The organism is Terasakiella sediminum, from assembly GCF_033100395.1.
Classification (GTDB): domain Bacteria; phylum Pseudomonadota; class Alphaproteobacteria; order Rhodospirillales; family Terasakiellaceae; genus Terasakiella.
Genome location: NZ_JAWLVJ010000016.1, coordinates 12720 through 26816 on the forward strand (window position 1 = coordinate 12720; position 14097 = coordinate 26816).

At 49.6% G+C, this 14097-nt stretch carries 8 protein-coding genes; 5 read left to right on the forward strand and 3 right to left on the reverse strand.

Annotated elements, in window-relative coordinates:
- Nucleotides 1-345 precede the first annotated feature (345 nt).
- Together RYZ26_RS13165 and RYZ26_RS13170 are read left to right on the forward strand one after the other, a co-directional pair.
- Entirely contained in the window at nucleotides 346-1233 is an 888-nt protein-coding gene (locus RYZ26_RS13165; protein ID WP_317683686.1) for a substrate-binding domain-containing protein, read from the forward strand.
- Between the two features lie 6 nt (nucleotides 1234-1239).
- On the forward strand, nucleotides 1240-3153 hold the full coding sequence (locus tag RYZ26_RS13170; RefSeq protein WP_317683687.1) for a sensor histidine kinase: 1914 nt from the start codon (nucleotides 1240-1242) through the stop codon (nucleotides 3151-3153).
- On the opposite strand, the gene RYZ26_RS13175 is transcribed toward RYZ26_RS13170, so the two are convergent.
- Nucleotides 3150-4925 (reverse strand): M3 family oligoendopeptidase, encoded by a 1776-nt coding sequence (locus RYZ26_RS13175; protein WP_317683688.1) that lies wholly within the window; start codon nucleotides 4923-4925, stop codon nucleotides 3150-3152. The two genes, RYZ26_RS13170 and RYZ26_RS13175, sit on opposite strands and share 4 nt — an antisense overlap.
- Nucleotides 4926-5014: 89 nt before the next feature.
- Between RYZ26_RS13175 and RYZ26_RS13180 the strand changes: the two genes are divergently transcribed.
- From RYZ26_RS13180 to RYZ26_RS13190, 3 genes are all read left to right on the forward strand, one after another.
- Nucleotides 5015-6787 (forward strand): AMP-dependent synthetase/ligase, encoded by a 1773-nt coding sequence (locus RYZ26_RS13180; protein WP_317683689.1) that lies wholly within the window; start codon nucleotides 5015-5017, stop codon nucleotides 6785-6787.
- Nucleotides 6788-6905: 118 nt separating this feature from the next.
- The gene (locus RYZ26_RS13185; RefSeq protein WP_317683690.1) at nucleotides 6906-8018 is read left to right on the forward strand and encodes an HD-GYP domain-containing protein; all 1113 of its coding nucleotides are present in this window, start codon (nucleotides 6906-6908) and stop codon (nucleotides 8016-8018) included.
- Nucleotides 8019-8286: 268 nt separating this feature from the next.
- Entirely contained in the window at nucleotides 8287-11757 is a 3471-nt protein-coding gene (locus tag RYZ26_RS13190; RefSeq protein ID WP_317683691.1) for an indolepyruvate ferredoxin oxidoreductase family protein, read from the forward strand.
- 9 nt (nucleotides 11758-11766) lie between these two features.
- Here the strand turns inward: RYZ26_RS13190 and RYZ26_RS13195 are convergent, their stop codons facing one another.
- Complete coding sequence (locus tag RYZ26_RS13195; protein WP_317683692.1) at nucleotides 11767-12642, reverse strand: AEC family transporter; 876 nt, start codon at nucleotides 12640-12642, stop codon at nucleotides 11767-11769.
- A gap of 4 nt (nucleotides 12643-12646) precedes the next feature.
- Nucleotides 12647-14062, reverse strand: coding sequence for a pyruvate kinase (gene pyk, locus RYZ26_RS13200; RefSeq protein WP_317683693.1), 1416 nt, complete (start codon nucleotides 14060-14062; stop codon nucleotides 12647-12649).
- Nucleotides 14063-14097 lie beyond the last annotated feature (35 nt).

Consider the following 14097-nt stretch of genomic DNA (forward strand, 5'->3'; position numbering starts at 1 on the left):
TGAGTCCCTAGGCCAGAAGATATGTTTTTAGTTTTTTTCAATCATGGAAGATCATCGGTTAAAGAACAAGTACTCATTCCATTTTATGCGATGAAAAACGAATAATCTTAATCTTAAGTTGCGAACACCTACCTATTTATAAAATTAGTACACAAAACTTGCATTTCAATAACCTTATACACACATTGAAATAGTTTTAATCCTTTGACAGCCGCTAACCCTTTCCTATCTAATAAGAATAACAAAATGATAAAAAGGAGGAATAGGGTGGTCAGATCAGACGCAAAACGCTTCATTTCTTACTTCTTTGTATTTTGCCTCTGCCTTTTTTCGGCAAGCTCTTTGATGGCTGAAACCAAATATGTGATCGGTTTTTCACAAGCTACAACAACAGAACCCTGGCGGTTGCTGTTTAACAAGGAAACACGCGCAGAAGCACAAAAGCACAGCAACATCACACTTATCGTGCGAAATGCACAGGACAGTGTCAGCAAACAGATAGCCGATATTGAAGAACTGATTGAACGTAAGGTTGATGCACTTCTGGTCTCCCCGAAGGAAGCAAAAGGCTTAACCGCAGTGGTTAATAAAGCCCACAAGTCAGGTATTCCGGTTTTCGTCCTGGATCGTGATATTTCAAACGATCTTTACACCCAATATATTGGTGGGGACAATCTGCTGATTGGTCGCGCGGCAGGTAAATATGCGATTGAACAGCTGGGCGGCCCCGGCAAGGCCAAAGGCACGATTGTTGAGATTTGGGGCGGAATGAAATCCACGCCTGCTCATGATCGTCACAACGGTTTCTGGGAAGTTGTTTCCAAGGAAAAAGGCATTACCCTGTTAAACGAACCCCAGGATGGAGACTGGAAACAGGATATCGCCTATTCCATTGCCTCAGACGCCTTTGCCAAATACAAAAAAATTGACCTGGTTTATGCCCATAACGACCCCATGGCCTTTGGTGCATATCTTGCGGCCAAGGATTTGAGGCGAGAAAATGAAAGCATATTTATTGGCATTGACGGCATCCCGGAAGAAGGTGTGCGATGGGTCGATGACGGCATTCTCGATGCAACCTTCCTTTATAAAACACCGGGCGCTGATGGCATCCAGCAAGCACTTAGTTTTCTAAACGGCAGTAAAATCGTCAAACGCCTGACCTTACCCACCCAAAGGATCGATGAAAACAACGCAAAAGACATTCTAAAAAAACATGGCTTGGTAAAGTAATCGCGCATGAATGTAGGTGAAGAAAACATAATCAGAAAACGACTGCTGATCGCTTTTTTCAGTGTCGTTGTCCTGATTCTGATTTCTACCGCTGTTGCCCTGATTTCATTTGATCGTTTTGCCAGTTCGGTTGATCATCACAACAGCCAGACCCTGCCAACCCTGTCGGCCACCCTTGGCCTTTCCGAACGCGCCGCCCTGATTGCTGCCGGGGCGCCCAAAATCGCCCTATCGACATCAGAAAAGCAAATTCAGGATGAAATCGAACGGCTGCGCAAACACCATACCAACATGCTGTCGTCACTTAATCTTTTGAATTCTCAAAACGCCTTAAGTGACTTTGAGACCTTTCTTAAAAACAGCGAGCAAATCTGGAAGCTCACCCAGAAAATAGGCACTCTGACCAGCCTGCGCCTGGAACTGGAAAAACAGAAAGAACGTGCCACTCAGATCATTCATGTACTGCAAAATGAACTGACAGACATCCATGAGCCCATCCTTTATGGCGTTACTTCCCTTACCCGCTTGAAAGGCAAGCGCACCGCCCTGCATATTGGCGCTCATCTAGATGGTCGTCATCATGCAGACCACACGCAGGACACCAAGCAAGAAATAACTGACCTGGTCGATCAGGCCATCAACCATACCTCCTACGCCCGCGGCATTCAGGCCGAGGGGGCCCTGATGATCGCACAGCTGACATCCGCAGCCCAGACAACGGATCTACAAATGCTGACCCCGCTTAGAAATCAGTTTGATCGATCTTTAGATGAATTCCAACAGGCGGTGGCAGAACACCAGAAAGGCCCGCTTGCCGAACGCAACCCGATCCTGACCCGCAATTTGATTGACCTTAGCGATAAATTTTCAGCCCTGCGCTTTGATGATCAAAGCCTCTTTGCCATCAAACAGCGTGAATTGGAAACGAAACATGATATCGCGCACCACCTGGAGGAACAACGCGCACTCGCTGATATGATCTCCATCCTGTCACAAAATGCGGTAAATTCGGTCGATCAAAATATTCGTAAAATTCGAACGGAACTGTCCGGCACCCTGAAAACCAGCGAGATCGTGCTTATTGTTGTGGCTTTGGTCAGTATCAGCGCGGCCTTTTTCATCATCTATCAGACCCATATCGTCCTGATCAAACATCAGCAGGAATTGCGAGGAGCAAAAGATACCGCAGAACTGGCCAGCCGATCCAAATCCGAATTCCTTGCCAATATGTCCCATGAACTGCGCACGCCGCTAAATGCCATCATCGGTTTTTCAGAAGCCATCAAACTAAATATTTTTGGCCCCGTCAAAGCACATGAAAAATACTTTGAATATATCGAAAACATCCATCTTTCCGGCATTCACCTGCTGGAAGTCATCAATGATGTTCTGGATGTGTCACGGATCGAAGCGGGCAAGATGGATCTGCATATTGAAGAAGTAAACCTTCATGAATTGTGCCATGCCTGTTTCAATCTGGTCAAAGAACGGGCCGCATCCGGTGGCATCAAACTACAGAACGATGCCAACGACCAGTTGCCAGCCATTCTGGCCGATGAAATGCGCATGAAGCAAATCGTCATCAATCTTTTGTCAAACGCCATAAAATTCACCGAAGAAGGCGGCCTTGTTCATTTGCGCGCAATTGAAACCGACGAAGGCGCATTGCTACTGGAAATCGAAGATACCGGCATCGGCATGACGCAAGAAGAAATCCAGAAAGCCACACAGGTCTTTGGTCAGGTGGAAAGCCATATGACACGGCGTCATGAAGGCACGGGCCTTGGCCTGCCGCTGGTTAATTCATTGGCGCAGCTTCACGGATTTGCTATTCGCATGGACAGTCAAAAAGGAACAGGGACCAGAATTACCATTCTGATCCCCCATTCTTCCGTCTGCCATAAAGCACCGATGCGTTAAAGCACGTCTTCCAGCTCATCAATAAAGCCTGAGATCACATTGAGGCCACGCTTCCAGAAATCCGGATCAGATGCATCCAGACCAAAGGGTGCCAGCAGTTCTTTGTGACGTTTGGTGCCACCTGCTGCCAGCATGTCCAGGTACTTCGCCTGGAAGCCTTCGTGCCCGCTTTGGAATACGTCATAGAGTGAATTCACCAGACAGTCACCAAAGGCATAGGCATAAACATAAAACGGCGTATGGATGAAGTGCGGGATATAGGCCCAGTAATGCTTATACTCATCGTCATACTTGAACGCTGGCCCCAGGCTCTCGGTCTGAACTTCCATCCAGATCTCACCCAGACGGTCCGATGTCAGCTCCCCATTTTTGCGTTCATCATGCACGCGACGTTCAAAGTCACAGAAGGCAATCTGGCGCACGACGGTGTTGAGCATATCCTCAACCTTGCCCGCCAGCATGATGCGACGTACTTTTTCATCTTTTTCCTGATCCAACATAGACCGGAACGTCAGCATTTCCCCAAAGACTGACGCCGTTTCTGCCAAGGTCAAGGGTGTATCTGCCATCAAGGCCCCCTGATCAGATGCCAAAACCTGATGTACCCCGTGGCCCAATTCATGCGCCAAGGTCATCACATCACGTACCTTGCCATGATAGTTCAGCAGGATATAAGGGTGCGCGGACGGGGTTACCGGGTGCGCAAAGGCCCCGCTATCTTTGCCTGCACGTGGTGGGGCATCCACCCAGCGTTCATCAAAGAAACGCTGACCGATTTTTGCCATTTCCGGATCAAAGGCGCCATAAGCTTTCAACACCGTTTCCTGTGCTTCATCCCACGGGATCTTACGATCCACATCTTCAGGCAAAGGGGCGTTGCGGTCCCAGTAATTCATCTGACCCACACCAAACCACTTGGCCTTGAGGCCATAGTAACGGTGCGCCAGATCACCATATGAGTCTTTCACAGAAGAGATCAGCGCATCCACAACTTCATCTTCCACAAGGTTGGACAAATTACGTGCCGAAATCGGACGTTCCAGCCCGCGCCATTGATCTTCTGTTGCCTTGTCTTTTGCCAATGTATTGGTAATCAAGGAAAACAGGCGAATGTTGTCGCCCAGCACTTTACCAAACGACTTGGCCGCTTCGCGACGTACATCCCCATCCTTGGACGACAGCTTGTCCAGAATTTCTGAATTGGTCAACTCTTCACCCTGAAATGGAAAACGCAACCCGGCCATAGTTTCGTCAAACAGACGATTCCAGGCGCGCTTGCCGCTGACAGATTTTTCCACCAGCAAACGTTCCATCTCTTCGCTTAACTGATAAGGGCGATGCACCCGCACATCCATGACCCAGGAACGATATTTCCCGGCCGCTGGATCAATCAACAAGGCTTCCAGCGCGTCATCTTCAAGGTTATTGATCTCAAGTGTAAAGAACAGGATCAGGCTGGACAGATTGGTAATTTCTTCCTGCATATTCTGATAGAACTGCGCAATATCTGCATCCGTATTGTCGCCTGCATAAAGCAATTGCGCGTAACTGACGACCCGACCCAGCAGGTCTTCCAAGGTTTCAAAATCAGCCAGTGCCTGACCAAAACCAGCGCCATCGATTTCACCCAGCTTGCCCTGATAGGTATCCGCAAATTTCTGGGCAAGCTCTTTGCCTTTTTCCAGATCGGCTTTTAATTCAGCACTATCAGGCGCGCTATAGAGGTGAGAGAGGTCCCAGGTGGGCAATTCAGCAGCATTTTCTGTTGTCATTTTTTCTTTTCACTTTAAAGATTAAAATCAGTTGAAGGTAGAATTGTCCCGCCACGATCAGATGTCAACCGCGCAAAAAAGGAAATGCCATGACTGACAACCTCGTCACCTTGTTTTTCAATCAGGCCGAACGCCTGGGAGATAAGCCGTTTTTGTGGCAAAAGGTTGACGGGACATATCAACCCACCACCTGGAAAGAATGCGCATCTGCCGTCATCGCACTTGCCCAAAGCTTGATTGGCAAAGGTATTCAGAAGGGTGACCGGGTGGTTCTGGTTTCTGAAAACAGAACGGAATGGGCCATTGCCGATCTCGCCATCATGGCCGCAGGTGCTATTACGGTGCCGACTTACACAACCAATACCTTAAACGATCACAAACATATCCTGAATAATTCCCAAGCCAAGGCAGCTATTGTTTCCACACAACGCCTGGCCGGGAACCTGCTGCCCGCAACACATGAAGCCAGCGACATAGAATTTGTGATTTCCATTGAAGATGTCGATTTAAAACAGGAACTGTCCCACCCAATTTATTTGTGGGCCGACATGTTGAAAGAAGGCGCAGATCAGGATCGCAAAATCGTTGAAAAAGCAGCCACCCTGACCAGAGAAGATACCGCCTGTATCATCTATACCTCCGGCACAGGTGGCACCCCCAAAGGCGTCATGCTGCCGCATCGTGCCATCATGCATAACTGCCAGGGGGCGACGACACTGTTAAAAGACATCGGGCTGGACAATGAAACCTTCCTGTCCTTCCTGCCATTGTCGCATTCTTATGAACATACTGCCGGCTTGATGTGGCCGATCTCCTTGGGTGCACAGATTTACTATGCGGAAAGTGCGGACAAGCTGGTCAACAATATGGCGGAATGTTCCCCCACTGTCATGACTGCCGTGCCCCGTCTTTACGAAATGATGCGCGCCAAAATACTGCGAGGTGTTGAACAGGCAGGCGGCAAGAAAGCCAGCATGTTTCATAAAACCGTGGAACTGGGCATCAACAAACATTTAGGCAAACCTATCGGCTTGATGGGCCATATCCAGAATTTTGCATTGGAACGGCTGGTGCGCAACAAGGTACGTCAACGGTTTGGCGGACGTCTGAAAGCCATGGTTTCCGGTGGTGCCCCCTTAAACGTTGAAGTCGGCCTGTTCTTTCAGGGTATCGGCATCCAGATTTTCCAGGGCTATGGGCAGACCGAAACAGGGCCTGTCATCAGTGTAAATACGCCCAAACAAATCAAGATGCATACCGTTGGCCCAGTGCTGGAAGATACCGAGCTCAAAATTGCAGCAGATGGAGAGATTCTGGTGCGTGGCAGCTTGCTCATGCGCGGCTACTGGCGCAATGACAAGGCCACGCAGGAAACAATCAAGGACGGCTGGCTTCATACGGGTGACATCGGTTTTCTGGATGACGACGGCTATCTACAGATCACAGATCGCAAAAAAGATATCATCGTTAATTCCGGTGGAGATAATATCTCCCCACAACGGATTGAAGGCTTCCTGTCTCTGGAAAAAGAGATTGCACAATCGATGACCTACGGCGATCAACGCCCGCATCTTGTAGCTTTGATTGTACCGGACGAAGAATTTGCCTTTGAATGGGCCAAGGCAAATGATGTGGAACAGGACCTGTCTGTCATCATCAAAGAAGAAGGGTTCATCAAAGAAATTTCCGGTGCCGTGTCTCGGGTAAACCAACATTTGTCCAATATCGAAAAGGTGCGCAAATTCATCCTGACAAGCGAGGCCTTCACCATTGAGAACGAGCAAATGACACCGACCCTTAAAATCCGCCGCCATGTGATCAAAATCCACTATGGAGACCGCTTAAGCGCGCTCTATACGTAAAACTTCAAAATCTAATACTTCATCCCATAGTCCCACTACATTTAGACAATCGCTTTTTCGCCCCTAAGTCGTATACTTGTCACAATAATGAAATGTACTGGCATTGAACGAGGGATAGATGCTGCAAAAGGTGCTCAATAAAGATCAGATATCCATTGGTGAACGCTTGTGCCAAATCCACGAGGAAATCCGCATCACTCACCCGGCCCTATGCCGTATTGCGGTTGCTGTTTATGACCGCGAAACCGACAAATTGAAAACCTTTGCCCATAGCACCGACGGCTCCTCTCCCATCAGTTTTTACGAAGCTCCCTTGGCACAAGCGAAATCCTTACAGGAAATCGCCGAAGACGCCCAGCCACGCATCATTGATGACCTGAGCGTCTTTTCGCAGTCAACCCCACATACCGCAAATCTGATTGAACATGGCTATCTTGCCAGCATGACGGTTCCCATCCGGTTTAATGGCCAGCTTTATGGCTTCCTGTTTTTCAATTCAGCGGAGAAAGGCTATTTCTCTGATGGGCGATTGGCTTCACTTAAAGCTTATGCAGGCGTGGTGTCCCTGTTGATCATCAATGAACTTCAGACACTCAGAACCTTTAAAGGTGCCGTCAAGACTGCCCGGGAATTCAGCCGCCAGCGTGATGAAGAAACAGGTAATCATCTGGAACGTATGTCCAGATATGCCCGCCTCATCGCCCGCGACCTCGCGCCCAAATATAATCACGAAGAAGACTGGATCGAATATATCTTCCAGTTTGCTCCGCTTCACGATGTGGGCAAGGTTGCTGTGCCGGATGACATCCTGTTAAAACCCGGCAAACTGACTATGGAAGAATATGAGCTGATGAAATCCCACGTGGTCAAAGGCGGGGATATCATTTCGGTTATGGCAGAACAGTTTGGCCTTAGCGCCCTGAACTTCTTTGACATGTTACGCAATATCGTCATGTATCATCATGAAGCTCTGGATGGGACAGGCTATCCCCATGGATTAAAAGGCGGCGAAATCCCGCTTGAATCGCGCATTGTCGCGGTCGCCGATATATTCGATGCCCTGACCAGCAAACGCCCGTACAAAGACGGCTGGTCAAATGATCGCGCCATGAAAACCCTGCAAATCGAAGCAGGCGTGCGTCTGGACAAAGAATGCGTTGAATCGCTCGCCAGCCATATGATCGAAATCGAAGCCATTCAGCAGGAATTTGGCGAAGATTTTATGGGCTGAAAACAGTCCTTAAAACTGATTCTGTTCGTCACCCCACCATTTTTCGCACATGCAACGGTCATTTTTGCATGCGCGAAGGCGTAATTTTTGTTCATTATCCGAACGACTTCTGAAACAATTCTTTGATTTCATTGGAAACCATATCCGTTTCTTGCGAATTTTAGGTCAGCATCACTTACCTACTTGAAACCTCGTAATTCATCCCCTCATACTTACATATAAGTAAAGTTACTGGCATATCGCTAAAACACAGGGATGAGAGACCAAGATGAACATCATGCGCGACGTCACACTATCAGATAAATACGCCCTCGAATGCGGTCAGGTCTATATGACCGGGACACAGGCCCTGGTGCGCCTGCCCATGCTGCAACGACAACGTGATCTGCAAAACGGATTGAACACGGCCTGTTTTATCTCCGGCTATCGTGGCTCCCCCCTTGGGAACCTGGACCGGGAACTTTGGAGCGCAAAAAAATTCATCGCGGAACAACATGTAAAATTCGAACCCGGCATCAACGAAGAACTCGGCGCAACCGCCGTCTGGGGCTCGCAACAGGTTGATCTGTTTGAAGGTGCAAAATATGATGGCGTCTTTGGCATGTGGTATGCAAAGACCCCCGGTGTGGACCGCTCCGGTGATGTGCTGAAACACGCAAACTATGCAGGCACTTCCAAAAACGGGGGCGTCCTTGCTTTGGCAGGTGACGACCATAACTGTAAATCCTCCACCGTGCCGTGTCAGTCCGAATATGCCTTTATGGATGCGCAAATCCCTGTGCTGAACCCATCCAACGTTCAGGAATTTCTTGATTACGGCGTCCTTGGTTGGGAAATGTCGCGTTTTTCCGGCTGCTGGGTCGGGATGAAGACGATTTCTGAAACAGTTGATGCGTCCGCTTCTGTCTATGTAGACCCGAACCGCGTCCAGACCGTCTATCCTGAATTCGACTTCCCTGAAGATGGCGTTCACATCCGCTGGCCGGACAAGCCGCTGGAACAAGAATACCGCCTGCAGAAATACAAACTTTACGCAGCCCTCGCCTTTGCCCGCGCCAACAAATTAGACAAAGTCATGATCGACAGCGACAAGGCCCGCCTTGGGATTGTCACCTCCGGTAAATCATACCAAGATGTCCTTCAGGCTCTGGAAGACCTCGGTATTGATGAAGAACGCGCAAGCCAACTTGGCATCCGCCTTTATAAAGTCGCCATGCCCTGGCCGCTAGAACCTCACGGTATTAAAGAATTCACCAAAGGTCTGGATGAAATTCTGGTCGTTGAAGAAAAACGCGCCGTCATTGAAAACCAGTTGAAAGAACAGCTTTACAACTGGGATGAAAAAGATCGCCCCCGCGTTGTCGGCAAATTCGACGAACAGTCTGACTGGATTTTGCCAAGTGCGAACGAATTGTCGCCTGCGCGCATCGCCCGTGTGATCGCTGCACGCGTTCAGAAATATTATACGGATGACGCTATCGAAGAACGCCTGGCCTGGCTGGATCAAAAAGAAATTGAACTGGCAAAACCACGTCGCACCACGCACCGTACCCCCACCTTCTGTTCCGGCTGTCCGCACAATACATCGACGCGCGTGCCGGAAGGATCACGCGCACTGGCCGGCATCGGCTGTCACTATATGGCCACTTGGGTGCGCCCGGATGTGACACAAACCTTTACCCAGATGGGCGGCGAAGGTGTGCCGTGGGTGGGTCAAAGCCACTTTACCAATGAAGAACATGTCTTTGCCAATCTGGGCGACGGGACCTATTACCATTCCGGGATTCTCGCCATACGTCAGTCTTTGGGCGCAGACGTCAATATCACCTATAAAATCCTGTTCAATGCCGCTGTCGCCATGACAGGGGGCCAGCCATTTGACGGCCCGCTTTCCGTTCAGGGGCTAACCAGGCAGCTGGAAGGTGAAGGCGTCAAGCGTATCGCCATTGTCGCAGATGATCCGAACAAATACGGCAGTCGTTCCGACTTTGCCTCTATCGTTACCTTCAACCATCGTGATGAACTGGATGAAGTCCAGCGTGACCTGCGCAACTGGAAAGGTGTTTCCGTTCTGATTTACGATCAGCACTGTGCCACCGAAATGCGCCGCATGCGCAAACGTGGAAAAGCCGAGACACCGGGCCATCGCCTGTTCATCAATGATGCCGTCTGTGAAGGCTGTGGTGACTGTGGGGTAAAATCCAACTGTGTGTCCATCACCCCGAAAGAGACTTATTTGGGGCGTAAACGTCAGATCGACCAATCATCCTGTAACCTTGATTTCTCTTGCGTCAAAGGCTTCTGTCCAAGCTTTGTCTCTGTACATGGCGCGAAACTGAAGAAGAAAGAAGGCAGCAGTCAACTGGATCAGTTTGATGTCAGCAAGCTCCCGGCCCCTACCCTGCCATCCACAGCCGATACATATTCCATCGTGGTCACCGGGATTGGTGGCACAGGTGTTGTCACCATTGGTGCCCTGATCGGTATGGCAGCCCACATCGAAAAGAAAGGTGTCTCCGTTCTGGATATGACGGGTCTAGCGCAGAAAAACGGGTCTGTGATTTCCCATGTGCGTCTGGCCGATGCACCGGAAGATATCCATGCAGTTAAAATCCCGGCGGGTGAAGCCGACCTGATGCTCGGCTGCGATCTTGTGACGTCCGCAAGCTTTGACGGTCTTGCCAAACTGAAAGCGGGCAAATCAAAAGCGATTATCAATGACCATAAGGTCATGACCCCTGATTTCGCCTGCAACCGCGACGCTGCCTTCCCGCTGAACAGCATGAAAAACACCATCGCAGAATCTGTGGCCGAAGGCGACAGCTGGTTCTTTGATGCAAGCCATCTGGCAACCAAACTGCTGGGCGATTCAATCGGGTCCAACCTGTTTGTGGTCGGATATGCTTATCAGATGGGCATGATCCCGCTTTCTGAAGATGCACTGTTGAAAGCCATTGAACTGAACGGCGTAGCGATTGACTTCAACAAACGTGCCTTCAATCTGGGTCGCTGGGCCGCACATGATATGGATAAACTGACAGCCTTGCTGGAAGATGAAAAACCACAATTCATCCAGACAGATCTGGAAGAACTGATCAATCACCGTGTCAAGCACCTGACAGATTATCAGGATACGGCTTACGCCAACCGTTATAAGTCCATGGTGGACCGTGTCTATAAAGCGGAAAAAGAGCTGGGCACAGGCTCGCAAGAACTGACAAAGTCTGTCGCCCACGTGCTGGCAAAACTGATGTCTTACAAAGATGAATATGAAGTTGCCCGCCTTTATAGCGATCCTGCCTTCAAAGAGAAATTGGACGCGCAGTTTGAAGATGGCTACAAGCTTTCCTTCCATCTCGCCCCACCCCTTTTGTCAGAAAAAGATGCCAAGACGGGTCACCTTTTAAAGAAAGAATATGGGGCCTGGATGCTGGGTGCCTTCAAGTTTGTCGCAAAATTCAAGCACCTGCGTGGCGGCAAGTTCGATATCTTCGGCAAGACCGCCGAACGCAAAATGGAACGGGCCTTGATTTCTGAATATATGGGCGTTCTGGAAGAAATCTGTCAGAACCTTCATGCGGAAAATCTTGGCCTTGCTGTTGAAATCGCTGACCTGCCGCGCGAAATTCGTGGTTTTGGTCACATCAAGGAAGAAGCCGTTAAAGAAGTGAAGGCAAAAGAAACAGAGCTTCTGGCCAAATTCAAAAACGGCGAGGTACAGGACCTCGCCGCCGAATAAGGCTTGAATTTAAAGCACGTACCAAAGCAACGCAGGAAGAACCGCAAACCCCATGAATGTTGATGCGATAACAACCCCAGCGACTTCCTGCGGTCGCTGGTCATGGAGCTGGGCAAAGAGATAACAAAAGACCGCACTAGGCAAGGCACATTGCAGGATCACAACACCAGCAGGTGCCCCGGTTAGCCCCATAATCTCAACCAGGCCGACCCCGACGGCAAACCCCATCGCCAAGCGCACGACCGATAAGCCGATGGCTGTTTTCAAACTGCCGACCTGCAAACTTGCGAGCGACACGCCCAACGTAAACAGCATCAGCGGGATGGTCATATCCCCGATCAGTTTCGTGGTGTTAAATACCCAACCCGGTACTTCCAGATCAGTGAATAGAAACATGGAGGCCAGAAGTGTTGCAGGAATGATCGGCATTTTCAAAAAACTTTGAACCGAAAATGTGCCGGAGATAAAGGCCACCCCTACCGTCATCTGCAAGACGACATAGATGGTGAAGAAAGTGATGGCGAGCGCAAGGCCTTCATTACCGAACGCCAGCAGACAGAGCGGCAAACCGATATTACCCACATTGGGCCAGGACAGAACCTGCAGGAACGCACGTTGTGGCAGTTTTAAAACCGCCAGAATGATCGATGAAATAATGACAAAAGCGACATTGGCCAAAACAGCCGCCAGCCCCATGTCACTAAGCGTCGACATATCCAGTTCCACATTGGCGAGTGCATAAAACACCAAGCATGGCGTGCTGAAATAGGTCACGATGGCAGTCACCATCGGTGTGTCAAACGGCCGACCACTTTTGGACCAGCCATAACCGATGGCAACACACACAAATACAGGTGCGAGGATAGAAAATATTTCTGTAAACATAAACCTAACTGAGACTTGCAATACGGAGGATGTTTGTGGCCCCCGGCGTACCAAACGGTACCCCTGCGGTGACAACAAGGCTTTCCCCGCGCCCTGCAATTTTCTCAGCTTTGGCAACTTTTCTTGCACCTTTGACCATTTCGCTAAAATCCGCCGCATCCGGCGTAACAGAAGAATGGACGCCCCAGCACAAGGCAAGTTTACGAGCTGTTTCGACTTTGGGCGTTAAGCTCAAAATCATTGTTTCCGGTCTTTCACGGGCCACACGATACGATGTAGAGCCGGTCGTCGTATATGTCACAATTGCTTTGGCCTTAATGGTTTGGGCAACCTGACGTGCCGCGGCACTGATCGCATCATTATCGGTTTCTTCCGGAATAATACGGTCTGCTTCACGGGTACGTTTACACAATGGGTCACCTTCCACACGCTGGATGATACGGTCCATAATTTCAACCGTTTCAACCGGGTAATCACCCGCTGCTGTTTCTGCAGACAGCATCACCGCGTCGGATCCGTCATAGACGGCTGTTGCCACATCTGATGCTTCCGCACGTGTTGGTGCGGGCGCGCTGACCATAGAATCAAGCATTTGTGTTGCCACGATCACAGGTTTCCCCTGCTGTCGGGCCGTTGTAATGATACGTTTTTGCAGAATTGGCACGTCCTCAGGCGGTAATTCCACCCCAAGGTCCCCACGTGCAACCATAACAGCATCAGCCAACGAAACGATTTCTTCCAGGTCTTCAATGGCAGAAGGTTTTTCCAGTTTGGCAATGATTGAAGCTTTCTTGCCGATGATCTTGCGCGCTTCACGGATATCATCCGCTTTCTGCACAAACGACAAGGCAACCCAGTCCACACCAATGGACAGGCCAAACTTCAGATCCGTCATGTCTTTTTCAGTCAGCGCTGATAGAGGCAGAACGGCATCTGGAACGTTAACGCCTTTGCGATCACTTAATGTGCCATCCACCATCACTTCGGTTTCAGCAAAATCATTACCGCATTCCAGAACCTTAAGACGCATCTTGCCGTCATCCAGCAAAAGCATCATGCCCGGTTCCAGAACTTCGAAAATTTCAGGGTGCGGCAATGGCGCACGCGTCACATCACCTGGTTCGTCTGTCAAGTCGAGACGAAAACGACGCCCCATGCCCAACAAAGCAGATCCATCCTTAAAGGTCCCTAATCGTAATTTGGGTCCCTGCAGGTCCATCATGATACCGATTGGTCGTCCCTGTTCTTTCTCCACATCACGGATTGCATCATAGCGATCCTTATGATCTTCATGGCTGCCATGGGAGAAGTTCAGGCGGAAGACGTCAGCGCCAGCCTTAAACAACTGTTCGATACGCACGCGGGTGGAACTGGCCGGGCCGAGCGTTGCGATAATTTTTGCATTACGTGATCTTTTCATAAACTCAAGCATAGCGAGATGTGTTTAGATTTCCA